Origin of the sequence: Bacillus sp. CDB3, assembly GCF_002081505.1 — a bacterium.
GTDB classification, from domain to species: domain Bacteria; phylum Bacillota; class Bacilli; order Bacillales; family Bacillaceae_G; genus Bacillus_A; species Bacillus_A cereus_AT.
In genome coordinates this window covers 16,993-33,667 of the sequence record NZ_ALBR01000111.1, presented here as the reverse complement: position 1 = coordinate 33,667, position 16,675 = coordinate 16,993, and the positions used below count along the sequence as shown (strand labels likewise).

Below are 16,675 nucleotides of genomic sequence, written 5' to 3'. Positions count from 1 at the left end.
AACCGACGGCTACCAAAATAATATCTTTTTTGAATTGTTTTCCTTTAAAATATCCCATGTATCATTCTCCTCATCTCATTTTCCCTACAGTTTAGCTCCACTCGAAAAACTTTGCAACAGAACCCTCTTCGTCATGCTTCGCGTACCATCAAAGGAATCGAAACGATTCATGCTATATACAAACAAAAGAGAAGTCACATTCCAGACTTCTCTTTTTCGACGTACAAGGAATTACAGCAATTATTCAGAATTTCTTAAACGATAACTGTATTTTGTAAACGGGTTTATGTTTTTTCAAACTTTGCAACAGAACTAAAATATCGATATAACCATATAGATTATTAATTAAACTTTGTGATTCTGTCCTTTGTCAAACCTCTTTTTTAATAGTGTAAGATAATAAATTATCTTGTAATATCGGTCTTGAAAGTCATTTTAAAAGTCATTTTAGAAAGGTGTGATACAGATGATGCATATCTCTATGCCAGATTATTTGATTACTGTGATTCCATCGATTTTCATGTAATAAGTATTGTGCTGTGGAGAATGATACGCCATTTAATACATAAGTGTCGTTCTTTCACACCTTTGTCTTGAAGAGCTGACACTTCAAGACAAAGGTGATAAAAATTTAAATAGAGTAAGTACACGGCTTCAAAAATTATTTATAGTTGCATAATCGTTAGTGACAAATTTCTCGTCTCATGTGATGTTAAGAAACTTTGCAACAGAACTGTTAAGAATATAATATATGATTTCTATGAAAAAATATGGTGATATTTTTTCATTTTTTGTACTATCTTGTTATTTCATAGGAATATTTTTAGGACAATTGCACTTTTTGTACAACTATTTTGCAATTCTATCTATTTTCAGGTTCCGTTGCAAAGTTAGAAAAAATATAAAGAGGGCTATCAATTTTGGATAGGATTTAAGTAATCGCTACTAATTTTTGTAGTTCTTTGTACGCAGAAAAGACGGAATCTGATTCAAGATTTCGTTTCTTTTTATATAGGGCCTGAATCGTTTCAATCCCTTTTATGATACGAGAGGCGTGTCGGATATTTTGAAATCCAGGCGATTTCGCAAATCGACGTTTGACATGCTGATAACATCTTATCCTTTCAAAGGGGCATATGAATATTAGATATGTACCTGTGGTTGATAGTAACATTCTATCAGCAAAGGGAACGATGAGGTAGGGGAAGGACGCCTCTTATCTTGCACGTCAGCGATACTAGAAATAGATCCTGAGAGCAAGAATCTCACTGATGTTAGTCAGCTTACAAAAAATCATTTTAGGAGAATGTCAAAAATGAAAAAAACTTTAACCAGTGTACTAACTTTAGCAATTGCTGTAGCCTCACTTCCAGTAACGGCGTTAGCTGCAGATCGTTCCGATCCTGTAACAAAAAATGGAGAAAGATTGAAATATAACACGCCATACTATTTAAAAGATAAAAATTTACCCCATAAAGGTGGAGTAACATTTGAGACTTGGGCTTTGTATGATTATGTTCTTTTTGCTGATTCTCCAATGGATAATGGAACCCCTATTATTTTTGAGGATGAAGACAGAACAGATGGATTCATCAAATTTAATGATAAGATAAGAGTAAAAACAACTAAAGCGGATGCAGGGGAATATTGGACCTATAGTGGTGGGTTTATCGATTCTGTTGGTTTAAGTAATGATGATAATAAGACAGAGCATAGAATTTATGGATCATCAAAAGATAATTCTATAGGAATAGGATCCGCTGTTAAGAGGTTTGAAGTGGGGGCTCCTCTACACTGGAGTCAGGAAGTTCCATGTTTTGTGGAATACAAAGGGAAAGATGCTGAAAAGGCTTGGATGGAGCCGATTGTGCATCCCCTATATAATAAATTGTCACTAACTTTAAATGACATACAAACGCCTTTTGAAGTTAGTGACGTTAGTGAATAAATAAGGTGGTTCTGTTGTTGAGAAACATTGCAACAAAACCGTTAGTACCTACATATCATTTAGAATAGAATGATCTTTGTTAGTATGAGATATATTTCTCAATATTTGTTTTCGGAAAAAGTGATGTGTGAAATGAAGTGTATGAAGATGATGATGAGCAATATAATGCATATGGATGTAAAAATGAATGTAGCTTTGATGAATAAGATGCAAGAATGTGATGAAATAATGAATGCGACTATGTCCATGATGCAAGCAATGAAGGAAAAGTGTTGTTAATACGATAAGATAACTATATGAGAGCTACTTCATAATTCAATTACATTGATTTATGAAGTAGCTCTTTTTTCTAGGGATTAATATGGCGAAAATATTTCGCTTAACGTCAGGAAGTATCGACAGATTCGTAGTAGCGGAAACTATCGAAGATATGTATAAAAGACGAGCAGATATTGAACCAATATTTGTTTATACGCCTGTAGATATTCAAGAAGTTTCTGGTGCAAAGTTTTCTAAGTGAAATTAAAATGTAAGAAAAATGATTCGAGGAGCATGATACATGAAATATTTTAAAGGAAAACAGTTCAAGAAAGATATTATTTTGGTAGCCGTCGGCTATTATTGCCGTTTTTCTTTAAGCTATCGTGATGTATCTGAAGTTTTAAAAGAACGTGGAATCTCAGTTCATCAACATCAACAACTATCATGTGTAATTTTTTGATACCTTTTATACGGAATTTAGTATGTAATTTTTATATAACAAAGCAACAATAGCTTTATTTCGTATTTTTATATACTACAAACATAACAAAAGAGAAGAATCTTATTAAGTTCTTCTCCTTTGTTATGTTCTTACAATGATGACGCAAAGTGTTTATAATTCTTATTATCGCCTTACTTTTTCATTATCAATTCTGGCCTTCATACTTTTTCACAAGTCGATAAAATGTAGTTTTTGCGATATCTGCTTGCTTCATAGCTTCTACCGCTGTCAGTTCACCTATCTTCCAAGCATTATAAACAGTAATAAACTCCGCTGTTATTTTAGCTTTAGGTCTTCCCAAATGCATTCCCTGCTTTTTAGCTAATGCAATGCCTTCTTTTTGTCGAGTTTTTATCTTTGTGCGCTCCTCTTCCGCCAACCAAGACAGAATTTGAAGTACAAGGTCTGTAATGAGGTTTCCCAGATTATCTTGGTATTTTGTTGTATCTAATAAAGGCATGTCGATGATGACAATATGCGCTCTTATATTTTTTGTGATATCTTGCCATTCATTTAAAATCGCTTCTTTATTTCTTCCGAAACGATCCAACGATTGAACATATAAAACGTCCCCTTCTCGTAACATCATTTTTACAAGTTGATAATTCTTTCTATTAAAATCTTTTCCGGATTGCTTATCGATAAAAATATCGCGTTCATCAATCCCAACTTGTTTCATGGCTTCTATTTGTCTACCTTCATTTTGATCTTTACTACTCACTCGTATATATCCGAATTTTCTGTTATTCAATGTTTGTAATTCCCCTCTATTTTGTTTACATAATAATATTATAACAGAAAAACGAACCTAAAGGTGTTGTTTTTATAGGTTCGTTCCTAAAATAGAAATTCAACGTTTAGGAACTGGATTTTCATAGATTTTATGTAGTTCCAAAACGTCTACCTTTACGAACACAAAGAAACCTTTTCTTAAGAAAAGGTTTCTTTAACAAATATTGATTATTAAACTCGTTCATATAATAGAACGATATACTTTTTTCATAGGAGTAATTTAAGCACACTCAAACTTTGCAGCAAAACCAAATAAAGCATCTATTACGCTAAGTTAGTAATAGATGCTTTATTTTCATATGGATCTTGTAGGACTTGAACCTACGACCGGACGGTTATGAGCCGTCTGCTCTAACCAACTGAGCTAAAGGTCCAATTTAGAAAATAACACTCTTTCGAGTGCTCTTTCCTTTGTTACTGTTCAACCCTTTGAGTAGCATGCTGTTTTTTAGGGTAGGTTTTTGTGTTGTATAAACATTCAAGTAAGGTTTATATAATGTCTCATTCTCCTCACCGCATTTTCCCTACAGTTTTACTCGGTTCAAAAAACATTGCATCAGAATCCTCCGTCGTGCAGTGCTCAATAATTTCACCAGTATCAATAGTATATAAATCATCACATAGCACTTGTAATTCATTTTGATCGTGACTAGCTATAATAATTGGTTTACCCTGCTCTTTTAAATCTAATAAAAGTTCTCTTACAATCTTTACCGCATTTTTATCTAAAGCATTTGTAGGTTCATCTAATACTAGAATATTGGGGTTTTCCATTACTGCCTGTGCTATTCCTAACCGTTGTTTCATTCCCAATGAATATTATTTTACTTTTCTTTTGTCAGTTGGTTCTAATCCGACCTGTATTAAAACCTTTTTAATATGTTCATCAGCGATTTTATTTTGACTAGAAGCTAGTAATATTAGATTTTTAAAACCCTGGTACCGCAAAAAAATATAGAATTTTCTTAATATTAAGAGTGGAAAATATTTCTCAATCTAAAAAAACCTAAATTAATGTTAAAGTTTGTAATTTATTGTTACTATTTAGAATATTAAAACAATTTAAATGTAAAACAAATAGGAGGTTTCAATATGGGAAAAAAATATGTAATTAGAATTTTAGCTTTACTTTCTGTAATATCTCTTTTCTTTAACTTAATGTTACCAAAGGCTAACGCAGAAGTTATGACACATGAAAAGTATGCAATGGATTGGAGCTACAGCAATCAACTTGGGAAACATATTAGAACCGAACTAATAAAAGCAGCGAATGGTCAAATCGCTTATTGCTTAACGTTTGGTTTAAAATCTCCAGATGGTCAAGATCTTCCTGAGATAGGGAAGACCGATAATATTGTATATCGTGTACTATTGAATGGTTATCCTCAAAAAAGCCCAAGTGAGTTAGGTGTTAGTAACTGGCAAGAAGCTCATTACAGCACCCAACTGGCAATTTGGAATGCCCTGGGCCAATTAGATGTGAATGAATTAAAATATGTTAATACAAATGTAGAAAAAGCAACAAAGTCTATTATCAATGCAGCAAATAACAGCAAAGAAACACAAGATATTTCCATGGATGTTGTTCCAAGTGAAAAGCAAAAAGCTGAATTAAAAGGTGACTTCTTTGAAACAAACTTATATACAGTTCAAACAAATGCCAAAGGTGGAACATTTACTATCCAAACAAATAATGCACCTGATGGCGTTAAAATTATTAATGAAAATGGCGAAGTAAAAAATCAGTTTACAGTTGGGGAAAAGTTCCGTATGCAGATTCCCAAAACAACCAAAACAGGTGGGTTTAACTTAAAAGTAATTTCAAATCTTAGTAAGGTACAAGCTATTGCTTATAAAGGGACAGATACAATTCAAAATACTACAGTCTTATTAGAACGAAATGAAGAGAAAATAAGTCGTGATCTTACTATTAATTGGGAATCACTAGGTTCTTTACAAATTAAAAAAGTAGGGGAACAAAATGAAGTTTTAAAAGGTGCTGTGTTTGAGGTTTTTAATACAAACAATGAATCTGTAGGTACAATGACAACTGGAGAAAATGGAACAGCAGTATTATCTAACCTTTCGATTGGCGCATATACTATAAAAGAAATAAAAGCTCCAGAAGGACATATATTGAATCCAACCCCTCAAATCATTGAGATTAAAACTGGAGAAACAGCCTCAATTCAGTTGAAAAATGAAAGTATTAAAGGCAACATTGAAATTAAAAAATTAAGTGATAACGGGAAAGTCCTTACAGGCGTTGAATTTACTATCTTTACAGAGGATGGTAAAGCAGTCACAAAAGTAATAACTAATAAAGAAGGTATCGCAAAAAAAGAAGGACTTACTTTTGGAAAGTATTATTTCCAAGAAACACAAGCCTTAGATGGATATGTACCGAATAATACAAAGTATTCATTCGAAATTAAAGAACACAATAAAACACTGAGTTTCGAAGTGAAAAACCAGGGTGTTACAGGTGGATTAGAAATTACAAAAGTTGATGTAGCTGATGGTAATAACAAACTTCTAAACGCTGAATTTACAATTTTTAACGCTGAAGGAAAAGAAGTGGTTAAAGGTAAAACAAACGCTGCAGGTATCGCAAAGTTTGAAAAACTTCCCTTTGGTAAGTACACTTATCGCGAGACTTTAGCACCTGAAGGTTATGTAATTAATGAAGAAATGTTCTCTTTTGAGATCAAGGAGAATGGTGAAATCATTAAACACGTTGTAGCAGATGAAAAGATTCCATCAGTAAAAACAACAGCTACTGATAAAACTGATGGTACAAAAGAAATGCACACTTCTAAGTCTGTAACAATTCAAGATAAAGTTGAATACAAAGACTTAATCGTGGGTAAAGAGTATGTTGTAAATGGGAAACTGATGGATAAAGCTACAAACAAACCACTAATTGTAAATGGTAAAGAAGTAACAGCAGAAACTAAGTTTACACCAGAAGAAGCAAACGGTTCTATTACATTAGACTTCACATTTGATGCAACTGGTTTAGAAGAAAAAGAAGTTGTAGTATTCGAAAATGTACTGAAAGATGGTAAAGTTGTTACAATGCATGCTGATATCAACGACAAAAATCAAACAGTTAAGTTTGTTAAGTCTTCTGTGAAAACAACAGCTACAAACAAAGCTGATGGATCTAAAGAGTTAGATGCTACAAAATCTGTAACAATCCAAGATAAAGTTGGATACAAAGACCTAATCGTGGGTAAAGAATACGTTGTAAAAGGTAAACTAATGGATAAAGCTACAAACAAACCACTAATTGTAAATGGTAAAGAAGTAACAGCGGAATCTAAGTTTACTGCGAAAGAGAAAGATGGCTACATCACATTAGAATTTACATTTAACGCTTCTGAACTACAAGGTAAAGAAGTTGTAGTATTTGAAGAACTATATCAAGATGGTATCTTAGTTGCAATTCACTCTGATATCGAAGACATGGGTCAAACTGTGAAGTTCAAAGAAGTAAAACTTGAACAATCTAAGCCAGAACAACCACAGGTAACTGAAAAACAACCAGAGCAACCTAGAGCAACTAAAACAGCTAAATCAGGAGTATTACCAGTTACAGGTGGAGATATGTCCATGTGGTTTTCAATGGGAGCTGGCCTTTTATTACTAGCACTAGGAACAGTATTATTTATCAAACGCAGAGATGCATAGTAGTTATATAATTATTAAACAGAAGGTCTTCTAATAATTAGAAGACCTTCTGTTTTTGTTTTTTGACTTATAAGTTGGCGATCCCCCTTATAAGGGTCACACGACCGAAAAAAGAAAATTGTACGTTTAAGAAATATTTTCCAAATTAATTCGATTATTAGTTGTTTGAGTTACTGAATATTCTTCCTTCTATGAGTTAGACCTTATCAGTAGAGTACACCCTATTGATAAGGTTTTATTACCTTGATAATTAAAGCTTTATAATCTATCAATAACTATTAGATTTTTAAAACCAACTAGTGGATATAGTTCGTTTGTTGGTTTATCTACCACTTATTTATGTAAAAAATTCCTTAACGCACAAATTTCTTTTTTTGGTGGTCCCGTTACAAAGTTAGAAAAAATATAAAGAGGGCTATAAATTTTGGATAGAATTTAAGCAATCGCTACTAATTTTTGTAGTTCTTTGTACACAGAAAAGACGGAATCTGATTCAAGACTTCGTCTCTGTTTATATAGGGCCTGAATCGTTTCAATCCCTTTATTTTCTTTTAATGGTCTATTTGTTTTGTACAATGATTTTTGTCATTTGTACATATACGTCTACCTTTACGAACAGAACAGGCTGCGCAAAAACTTTTATAATTATTGATAAGTGTTTCTTTCACTCCATCTTATACTATTACAAAGATGTAAGAATAGTGTAATAGAATTCGATAGAAATAAAGGCAGAGTATGGATAGACTAAAGAAAGGGTGATATCCCTAATGTTAAAAAGGGATAAAAACTATAAATTTTATTTTTTGATTTTCTGGAGGAAAATGAACTTGGAGACGTATCTACTATCCATTAAAACTGCTGTTATTATATTTCTAATTGTTGTTTCTATCGTCTCAATTCCATTTTTATTGTGGCAATATAAGAAATATGGTTATATTCATTATTTTCATACGTTTATTGTATATTCTTTATTATTATATGGAATATCTTCATATTGTTTAGTTATCTTCCCTTTACCAACTACTTTCAATACTTGCAGTATACAAAAATTAGGGATGCAACATTACTCTTTAGTTCCCTTTACATTTGTTGCAGACTTTTTTAGGGAAACAAATGTTATTTGGAATTCTCCAATGACATATGCTAAAATATTTAAAGAACGTGGTTTCATACAAGTGGTATGTAATATGATGTTATTACTTCCATTAGGAATATATTTACGTTATTATTTCTGTTACAAAATTCTGCAAACATTACTTATTATAAGTTCGGTTTCTCTTTTCTTTGAAATAACACAATTAACAGGGGTGTATGGTCTATATAATTGTCCCTATCGCTTATTTGATATTGATGACATAATTCTAAATACTAGTGGAGGCATAATGGGCTTTTATGTTTTTTCAATAATTTCATGGTTTTCATATAATAAAAAAACAACATCTAACAACAAAGAGCTTTCTATACAAAAACTCTAAGGCTTGTACAATGAATTAAAATAGTCAAAAATATAAGTAGGACTTATATTTTAAAAATAGAATTTTTTTGTACTTTAATAGATTGAAATGATTTAAACTGTATAAAAGACGAAATCTTAAAAATTAGATTTCGTCTTTTAATTTATATGTAAGAGGGTGTTGCAAAACTTATAAATATCCAAAAATGAATGCATAAAAAAATCCGTTTTCCTGGAAGAATGATAGTAACCCAAACTATCTCCAGAGAGGACGGATTTACTAGTATACTAACCAAGTTTGATAAAAATCAATCCATTTTACAGGTTTTATTTGCATACGTAGACAGTTTAACTATTGAAGGTGTTCCGCCTGTGACAGGTCGCCCACCCATCTGTAGAAAATCTTTACTGAAATGTTTTTTCTTGAAAACTGTATTCCAAATTGACTCTTTACGCAAATTAACTCGTTTCTTGCATCAATATCCTTCATTTCGTGTATCTTGTGGTCTTTCTTTTGTTCCTCATATATCTACTTTTTCACGTGTAGGTACTTGGTTTCGCAACGAAGGAATTCCATTGATGCATAAACAAACTCTTCAAGAAATGAATTCAGGACTGATTCCGTGTGTTTTAATTGATAGTACAGCCTTACGGAGTAGTTTATACGATTCCCAAGCAAAATAGGGAAAATCTACTCGTTATGGTTGGTATAAGGGCTATAAGGCTCATGTCTGTGCTACACCAGAAGGTGTTGTATTTTCCTATACATTTACAACAGCAAACGTACATGATAGCAAGATGGCTCCTGTATTACTTCAAGGTATACAAGATCGAAATGTCCTGTTTTCCGTTGCAGATGCGGCTTATGATAGTCAGCACATTTATGAAATTGCACGAACACGTGACATCTTTGCCATAAATCCAATCAACCCTCGGAATGGTGAAAAAATTAAGAATACACATCGTCGTGTATTGTCTCATTTTATACAAACCATCTTTGGAAAACAGTTGATGAAAGAGCGTGGGAAAATTGAACAACAGTTTAGTACATTAAAAGATAAAGGGCTGGAACAGCCTCGTTGGTATGGTCAAAATCGCTATCTACTACATGTTCAGCTAGTTTTTCTAATTCATAACATTGCATGTTTATTTTAGTTTTGCAACACCCTCTAGAGTATTAGACATGCTTTTACAGATGAAAAGAAACCCTTCCTTAAGAAAAGGTTTCTTTAACAAATATTTCTTATTAAACTCATTTATCTAATAGGATGATCTACTTTTTTCATAGAAGTAATTTAAGCACACCTCAACTTTGCACAAGAACCTTTCTTCCTCGTGGTAGAACGATTTATCTAGGTTTCACATTTATAACCTTGTATGAGTTGAAATGAAGGAAAATTGGAATAGTCGTAGAGCCCTAGAATTAGAAGACGTGGACATTCCAGAAAAGTATTTACAACATATATCGCCACTTGAATAGGAACACGTCACGTTGACAGATGGTTATATTTGAAACTTAAATCAAAAAAATTTCAATCGTTTAAGACCATTACGAGACAAAAATTCTGTCATAAAGTAATAAACTAAATAACCAGCTCCTAAACGTATAATTTTCCCAAAATGGTATGGTGAGACCTACTGGAGATAAAAACAAAAAGTATAGTTAAAAAATTATTAAAATTTATCCAAACCTTACAAAACTGTTATATTAATGTAAGGCAATTAGATAGTTCATATACTATTTTAATGTAATACTATAAATATAAAAATTATAATGATTATTATAGAGGTGGAACCCATGAAAAAAAATATCGTATAAATAAAACATTATGGATACTAACTCCATTTATAACAATTTTCAGTTTTCTTTATATATTAAGTGAAAATATACCTACCAATTCAGCTATCGGAATTCTTATTATTCCGTATATCATCAATATTTGCTATTCTTCATTATGTATAGTATTACAAAGGTCTTAATATGTATCTATAAAAACTAACTTATAAACATAACCTATTTAGGACTAAAAAAATTTTTTAGTCCTAAATAGGTTATGTTTATATTTTGAGAAACCCTTTGTTTTTGGGTGAGAGTGCTGGCTGATGGTATGGAGGCTAGCACCCATGATCTACGGATCTTTAACATAGAATAAAAATGTGAATTTTCGACTAAAAGGAATGCAGATAATCAAGGGTAGAGCATGTTTAGAAAATAATATATAATTTCTCGTACTGTACAATTAAAACACTTTAAAGGCTCTATTGAGTTCTGGGGTTCTGTTACAAAGTTTTTTAAGTGAAATTAAAATGTAAGGAAAATGATTCGAGGAGCATGATGCATGAAATATTTTAAAGAAAAACAGTTCAAGAAAGATATTATTTTAGTAGCCGTCGGCTATTATTGCCGTTTTTCTTTAAGTTATCGTGATGTATCTGAAATCCTGAAAGAACGTGTAATTTCTGTTCACCCAACAACAATCATGCGTTGGGTGCATGAATATGGCAATTTGATTTATCGAATTTGGGAAAAATAAATCAGCACATTTCGTATGGCATTTAGATGAAACCTATACCAAAGTCAAGGGAGAGTGGCGTTATCTTTATCGTGCGATTGATCAAGAAGGATATACCTTGGATATCCTTCTTCGTAAAACAAGAGATCATCAAGCCGCCTATATGTTTATGAAAAGGTTAGTGAAAGCTTTTGGAGAACCAACGGCTCTCACAACAGACAAGGCTCCTGTCCTACTTTGTGCATTCAAAAAACTGAAACATAACGGTTTTTATCTGCATACGAAACATTGTACCGTTAAGCATCTAAATAACCTCATCGAACAAGATCATAGACATATCAAGCGACATTTTGCCAAATCCGCAGGATTTCAAAGCCTTCGCCATGCTTCACGTACATTGAAAGGAATCGAAACGATTCATGCTATATACAAACAAAAGAGAAGTCACATTCCAGACTTCCCTTTTTCGACGTACAATGAATTACAAAAATTATTCAGAACTGCTTAAACTACAACCGTATTTTGTAAGCCGGTTTATGTTTTTTCAAACTTTGCAACAGAACCGTTTTTGCAATAGAGCTTCATTTTTGGTATCCACTCAGGATAATCAATAAACAGGTTCCGATTATGTTAATACTCCGTATAAATAACATTCGTACATTAATCTTCTTTCGGAAGCACAATTCTTTTATACAATTGAACTGTAATGAAGTAGTAAATTGAGTAAATTACTACAAAAATAACAATCGGAACCCAAATACGGAAATACGGATCCATCAAAAGAGCGCCGAACATGTTCATACCAACTAATATGTGAGCAATACCCACAATTGCTGGGAATAGGAATACGAAGAATAACTCTTTATAAATCGATTTTGTTAATAACTCCCGGCGAACACCGATCTTACGAAGCATTTGATAACGTGTAATATCTTTTGATGCGCCAGACAGAACTTTAAACATTAGGCAACTTGCCATCATTGCTAAGAACGCAATTCCAACGAAGAAGCCCATAAACATGATTCCGCTGAAAGAACCATAAATAACATTATACAGTTGATACTTACTATTCAATTCTTCAGATTTCACATTTTTAGATGTAGCTAACTGTAATTCGTCAAGTTTTTTCCATTCTTTTAGGTATGATTTAAAATTATCTGTTTTCCCAATAAACACAATACTTTCTTTACCGGTCATACCATCATACATTTTTTGATCTATAATTTTCATTTCATGATCAGGATACATATAATCTGGCTGGATGGTTCTGAAAGCGTCGATCCATTGTTTTGATAACTCTTTCGTGTTCTCATCTTTTTCAGACATTTTTCTTGAAAATGAACCAATTGGCAATTCCTCTGAAACTTTCTTTGCTTTCTCTATGCCCCAGCCTTTTACTAAAGGACGATTTTTCTCTAAATCTTCTTTTATATAGTAAACATACTTATCATCTACTTTGTAGCGATATTCAAGCTTCTCTTTAAATGAGATACCACTCAAAATTTTCTTTTCTTCAGCTGTTGGATTATGAACGACTGAATCGTAAATTTTTATGTTATCAACCATTGGTATAACGTTGTTTTTAAATGCCATACCAGACGAAATTCCACCAGCTCCAAGAGCAACTAACATCGCTACCGTTGCAAGCACCTTTGCTAGGCTATTAATACGGAAGTTTAATTGTGCAAAAGTAAAAGCGTTAAGCCCTTTTTCACTACGTTTTTTATTACTCTTTAACTTTTTAATCATAACTGGAAGAAATGATCCAAATAACATGTAAGTACCAACTGTTGATGCAAGTAATCCAATAGCAAACCCCATCATTTGTAGCTTGTGAATATAAATTAGTGATGCATAACCAATACCTAATAAAATAATACCAAGTAAGGCAACTACAGCTGTCCTTTTTCTTTTTACCACGACATGCTCTGTTTGTGTATCTGCATGTACGAGTTGCAATACAGAAATACGTGCTAATTTAATACTATTCATACTTGCTGATAGTACAAATAATACAAAGAAGAAGATGCAAGTAACAGTCATAGATGGAATGTAAAATGATTTATAACCATCACCAGTAAATTCCAATTGTTTCATTAGTAACTGTCCGATACCTTCTGCAAATCCTACACCAACTGCAATTCCAATCACAAGAGATGCCGCACCTAATACGATTGTTTCCATAAACATCAGTAATGTAACTTTATGCTTTTTTGCTCCTAACATCATGTACATACCAAACTCTTTTTGGCGAAGGGATATTAAGAAAGAATTTGCATATAAAACGTAGAAAAAAGTGATAATTGCTAGTAGAACGGAACCAATGTGGAATACAAATCCAATATCCTTAATAGTGGAATTAGATTCAAGGAACGCCTTATTGAGTGCTAATGTTTGAAACATATAAAAAGTTGAAATAGATACAACAAGACCAACAAGTAAGACAATATAGTCTTGTAACTTACTTTTTAACCCTGACATGGAAAGTTTAAATAACATGCTCGAACTCCTTTTTTTATGCTTTTTGTGTGCCTAAGTCTGCAAGCACGTCTAAAATTTCTTTATAAAACTCTTCACGTGTACCACCACGGTGAATTTCTTTATACAGCTCACCATCTTGAATGAATAAAATACGCTGACAGTAGCTTGCACTATAAGGATCATGCGTAACCATCATAATAGATACGCCTTGTTCTTTATTTAAGTTTGTCATGGCATCAAGTAAGCTAGTTGCATTTTTAGAATCAAGGGCTCCTGTTGGCTCGTCCCCTAAAATAATTGCTGGCTCATGCACAAGTGCACGCGCTGCGGCTGAACGCTGTTTCTGTCCACCAGATACTTCAGATGGGTACTTTTGAAGAATTCCTGAAATCCCTAACATATCCGCTACTTTCTCTACTTTCGGTCCAATATTACGTGATGAGACACCTTGAAGTGAAAGTGGAAGTGCAATGTTCTCATAAATAGACAAGTTCTCTAATAAGTTAAAATCTTGGAAAATGAATCCTAACTTTTGCGAACGGAAATCCGAAAGCTCACCTTGTTTCATTTTCGTAATATCTGTTCCTGCAATTTCAACAACGCCGCCTGTCGCTTTATCAAGCGTTGAAATGACGTTTAATAATGTCGTTTTACCAGAACCAGAAGGGCCCATAATGCCAACGAATTCACCCTCTTGAATGGAGAATGATACACCTTTTAACGCATATGATTGGTTATCCCCTTTTTTACCGTATACTTTTTGAATGTTTTTCACATCTACAACTGGTTTCATCATATATACCCTCCTACGTTTGTTTTTCCATTACCTATTCTGCATTTTTGGGAGATAAACTGCTATTTAATAACCTTACATTTACCTTACACTTTTGTAAGATCAAATAAGTACATAAGCTCCGGTGATTCTGGTACAAAATAATGAATGTACGCTACACCATTTTGTATTTTTCACACGGTTTATGCTTCTTGGTTGTATTTTAATTCTGTAATTTTAGAGTGACGGAAAAATTTTTAACAAAACCTTATATTAATTATTAATATATCGTAATATTTTTTTCGTGCAAAACGAACGAATTAATAAGAAAAAGATAATTTCAACGACAACGAAAAGACTAAGAAGAGCTGCAGCTTCAGTGAATAATGATAATTTAGTTAGATCTTGTAACAGTTTAGTTGCAAAAACGGTATGAATAGATGCCACAATGTATGGAACGAAATACAAAATACTAAGTTGAATTGTTACAGAGCGTTTCATTTCAGCATCTGTTGCACCAATTTTTGAAATCGCAACGTACTTTCTTTGTTCATTCGTTAAATCGGTATATATTCTGAAGTAAAGTACGCTACCAGCTCCAATAAAGAAAATAGCTCCTAAGAATGCTCCCATTAGAAAAACTGAATTATTATTTGATGTCATGCTCTTTAATGAGTTTGCCGCTTCATATGGATGTATGAGGGGGCCTTCGTACTGGATTTTTTTTCGATCTTGTTTTACTCGTTGTATAAACGCATTAGCAATTTTATGCGTTTCTTTCCAATTTTGTACGTTGTAATTGTAAGCCGTTATATGTCTTGTTATATTCGGTGAGTTTTTTTCGAAATTATCAGATAGGACTAGTGTTCTATATGAAAATGCAGATGGCATTGCATTTTCATGTTTGTGAGTTTTTACTTGCAATTTCTGATTTGTATTAGAAAGTGTAATGTATTTTCGATCATCGATTGGTTCAACAAAATATGCTTCGTTATCCTTTATAAAAATTTGTTTCAAATGTAAGGATGTAGCAAGTTTGTTATAGTCACTCTGTTTCATTACGTATACGGCATTATCATTAGCTTCGCCTTTGTCTTCCTTCAACCGTGTTTCATATAAATCAACTTTTATTCTCTTATATAAGAAATTCTCCTTTTGTAATTGTTGTTCGAGCCATGTTAAATGCTCATTAGTAAATGGATTGGCATCATATGAAAAATATGAAAATGCAAAGGGAGAAGATTCAGCAATATAATTTTTTCCAATCTTATCGATACTAAATAAACATATAATCATTGTAAAAGAGACTGTAGATAACATTGTTACAATAAAAAGCATATTAATATTCGGTCGAATACGGCTTGCTAAATTAGAAATCCAAAGCATATTAATTCGTTTCATATAGAACTTTCTTCTCTTTTTTAAAATATAAATAAGCAAGAAGCTAGTTTGACGAAAGAAAAAATAGGTTCCGATTGTAATGAGTGTTGGAATAACAAAAATAATTAAAAAAGAATATCTATTATCAACTAGAGAGGAGAAGTAGTTGGAATACCCAGCCAATGCATAACCACACATTAAACAAATAACTCCTAATAATGAAATAATGATAGATATCTTACATTCTTTTTGTGTAAAAGGGATTGTTTTTAAAAGATTTACAGATTTTTTTGTTCGAATAATCATTGGCGTGAATGCAGATACAACAATAAAAAGACCCATAAATACGATTGTTGTTAAAATAAATGCATTAGTTGGCCAATATAAATATATTCCTGGAGCATACGTAATTTTAGCTGTTACTAATAAGAAAAATTGTGAAAAGACAAGTCCAAACTGCATACCAAAAAAAAGAGAGAAAAATCCAATTAACATATTTTCCATAAAGACGAGTTGATATAGTTGTTTTTTTGCTATCCCCAAAATGGTTAAAATAGCAAATTGTTTTTTACGAACAGTTAAAAACGCCTTGATTGAATATAATAGAAAGAAGAAAGAGAACACTACAATAACGACTTCTGAAAAATTCATGATAGCCAACATCCTATGTATCGTGTTTAAATCTTTGAGTTTCGGATGAAATATATAAACAGCGAACGAAAAGAACGTCGCAATTGAAAATGAACTGCTTATGAAATAAGCGAAATAAGCACTTGAATTTCGCGTTATATTTTTAAAAGCAAACTGTCTAAAATTCATGATTTATACCTCCAAGGTATATTCGGCTCTGTTAAAAATCTAAAAGAATACTATGTTTTGC

The 16,675-nt window shown here is 32.4% G+C and carries 10 protein-coding genes, 1 tRNA gene and 6 pseudogenes; 9 read left to right on the top strand and 8 right to left on the bottom strand.

Features of this window, described 5'->3' with window-relative positions; genetic code table 11:
- Nucleotides 1-126 precede the first annotated feature (126 nt).
- Nucleotides 127-258 (top strand): annotated as a pseudogene (locus CDB3_RS32725) (IS6 family transposase); the annotation flags it as partial.
- A gap of 673 nt (nucleotides 259-931) precedes the next feature.
- Here the strand turns inward: CDB3_RS32725 and CDB3_RS32720 are convergent.
- Nucleotides 932-1,111, bottom strand: a pseudogene (locus CDB3_RS32720) (IS6 family transposase); the annotation flags it as partial.
- Nucleotides 1,112-1,315: 204 nt separating this feature from the next.
- On the opposite strand from CDB3_RS32720, the gene CDB3_RS29175 reads away from it, so the two are divergent.
- The 4 genes and pseudogenes from CDB3_RS29175 to CDB3_RS29165 all read left to right on the top strand — a co-directional run.
- Entirely contained in the window at nucleotides 1,316-1,948 is a 633-nt protein-coding gene (locus CDB3_RS29175) for a hypothetical protein (protein ID WP_128856881.1), read from the top strand.
- A 69-nt stretch (nucleotides 1,949-2,017) separates the two neighbouring features.
- Nucleotides 2,018-2,227, top strand: coding sequence for a hypothetical protein (locus CDB3_RS29170; RefSeq protein WP_128856880.1), 210 nt, complete (start codon nucleotides 2,018-2,020; stop codon nucleotides 2,225-2,227).
- A gap of 82 nt (nucleotides 2,228-2,309) precedes the next feature.
- Nucleotides 2,310-2,468, top strand: a complete 159-nt coding sequence (locus CDB3_RS31905) for a hypothetical protein (protein ID WP_179139775.1) — start codon at nucleotides 2,310-2,312, stop codon at nucleotides 2,466-2,468.
- 39 nt (nucleotides 2,469-2,507) lie between these two features.
- Nucleotides 2,508-2,636 (top strand): annotated as a pseudogene (locus CDB3_RS29165) (IS6 family transposase); the annotation flags it as partial.
- Nucleotides 2,637-2,856: 220 nt separating this feature from the next.
- Here CDB3_RS29165 and CDB3_RS29160 read toward each other — a convergent pair.
- From CDB3_RS29160 to CDB3_RS32715, 3 genes are all read right to left on the bottom strand, one after another.
- The gene (locus tag CDB3_RS29160; RefSeq protein WP_128856879.1) at nucleotides 2,857-3,462 is read right to left on the bottom strand and encodes a recombinase family protein; all 606 of its coding nucleotides are present in this window, start codon (nucleotides 3,460-3,462) and stop codon (nucleotides 2,857-2,859) included.
- Between the two features lie 341 nt (nucleotides 3,463-3,803).
- Nucleotides 3,804-3,877 (bottom strand) — tRNA-Ile (locus tag CDB3_RS29155).
- 136 nt (nucleotides 3,878-4,013) lie between these two features.
- Nucleotides 4,014-4,310 carry an ATP-binding cassette domain-containing protein gene (locus tag CDB3_RS32715; protein ID WP_256869971.1) on the bottom strand — a complete coding sequence of 99 codons (297 nt, stop codon included), beginning with the start codon at nucleotides 4,308-4,310 and terminating at the stop codon, nucleotides 4,014-4,016.
- A gap of 285 nt (nucleotides 4,311-4,595) precedes the next feature.
- Between CDB3_RS32715 and CDB3_RS29145 the strand changes: the two genes are divergently transcribed.
- The gene (locus CDB3_RS29145) at nucleotides 4,596-7,196 is read left to right on the top strand and encodes a VaFE repeat-containing surface-anchored protein (protein WP_128856878.1); all 2,601 of its coding nucleotides are present in this window, start codon (nucleotides 4,596-4,598) and stop codon (nucleotides 7,194-7,196) included.
- A 435-nt stretch (nucleotides 7,197-7,631) separates the two neighbouring features.
- Here CDB3_RS29145 and CDB3_RS29140 read toward each other — a convergent pair.
- Nucleotides 7,632-7,739 (bottom strand): annotated as a pseudogene (locus tag CDB3_RS29140) (IS6 family transposase); the annotation flags it as partial.
- A gap of 224 nt (nucleotides 7,740-7,963) precedes the next feature.
- On the opposite strand from CDB3_RS29140, the gene CDB3_RS29135 reads away from it, so the two are divergent.
- The 3 genes and pseudogenes from CDB3_RS29135 to CDB3_RS29125 all read left to right on the top strand — a co-directional run bounded on the left by CDB3_RS29135 (nucleotide 7,964) and on the right by CDB3_RS29125 (nucleotide 11,670).
- Entirely contained in the window at nucleotides 7,964-8,671 is a 708-nt protein-coding gene (locus tag CDB3_RS29135; RefSeq protein WP_256869970.1) for a VanZ family protein, read from the top strand.
- A 263-nt stretch (nucleotides 8,672-8,934) separates the two neighbouring features.
- Nucleotides 8,935-9,804, top strand: a pseudogene (locus CDB3_RS29130) (transposase).
- 1,184 nt (nucleotides 9,805-10,988) lie between these two features.
- Nucleotides 10,989-11,670, top strand: a pseudogene (locus tag CDB3_RS29125) (IS6 family transposase).
- Nucleotides 11,671-11,822: 152 nt separating this feature from the next.
- Here the strand turns inward: CDB3_RS29125 and CDB3_RS29120 are convergent.
- The 3 genes from CDB3_RS29120 to CDB3_RS29110 form a co-directional block, all read right to left on the bottom strand.
- Nucleotides 11,823-13,661 (bottom strand): FtsX-like permease family protein, encoded by a 1,839-nt coding sequence (locus tag CDB3_RS29120; RefSeq protein ID WP_128856876.1) that lies wholly within the window; start codon nucleotides 13,659-13,661, stop codon nucleotides 11,823-11,825.
- A 16-nt stretch (nucleotides 13,662-13,677) separates the two neighbouring features.
- Nucleotides 13,678-14,439 carry an ABC transporter ATP-binding protein gene (locus tag CDB3_RS29115; RefSeq protein ID WP_128856875.1) on the bottom strand — a complete coding sequence of 254 codons (762 nt, stop codon included), beginning with the start codon at nucleotides 14,437-14,439 and terminating at the stop codon, nucleotides 13,678-13,680.
- A gap of 249 nt (nucleotides 14,440-14,688) precedes the next feature.
- Nucleotides 14,689-16,614 (bottom strand): ABC transporter permease, encoded by a 1,926-nt coding sequence (locus CDB3_RS29110; protein ID WP_128856874.1) that lies wholly within the window; start codon nucleotides 16,612-16,614, stop codon nucleotides 14,689-14,691.
- Nucleotides 16,615-16,675 lie beyond the last annotated feature (61 nt).

What these genes read in the sequence shown, in the direction of transcription:
- CDB3_RS29175 (WP_128856881.1), top strand. Translation starts at nt 1,316, where the DNA reads ATGAAAAAAACTTTAACCAGTGTACTAACTTTAGCAATTGCTGTAGCC.
- CDB3_RS29170 (WP_128856880.1), top strand. Translation starts at nt 2,018, where the DNA reads ATGATCTTTGTTAGTATGAGATATATTTCTCAATATTTGTTTTCGGAA.
- CDB3_RS31905 (WP_179139775.1), top strand. Translation starts at nt 2,310, where the DNA reads ATGGCGAAAATATTTCGCTTAACGTCAGGAAGTATCGACAGATTCGTA.
- CDB3_RS32715 (WP_256869971.1), bottom strand. Translation starts at nt 4,310, where the DNA reads ATGAAACAACGGTTAGGAATAGCACAGGCAGTAATGGAAAACCCCAAT.
- CDB3_RS29145 (WP_128856878.1), top strand. Translation starts at nt 4,596, where the DNA reads ATGGGAAAAAAATATGTAATTAGAATTTTAGCTTTACTTTCTGTAATA.
- CDB3_RS29135 (WP_256869970.1), top strand. Translation starts at nt 7,964, where the DNA reads ATGTTAAAAAGGGATAAAAACTATAAATTTTATTTTTTGATTTTCTGG.
- CDB3_RS29120 (WP_128856876.1), bottom strand. Translation starts at nt 13,661, where the DNA reads ATGTTATTTAAACTTTCCATGTCAGGGTTAAAAAGTAAGTTACAAGAC.
- CDB3_RS29115 (WP_128856875.1), bottom strand. Translation starts at nt 14,439, where the DNA reads ATGATGAAACCAGTTGTAGATGTGAAAAACATTCAAAAAGTATACGGT.
- CDB3_RS29110 (WP_128856874.1), bottom strand. Translation starts at nt 16,614, where the DNA reads ATGAATTTTAGACAGTTTGCTTTTAAAAATATAACGCGAAATTCAAGT.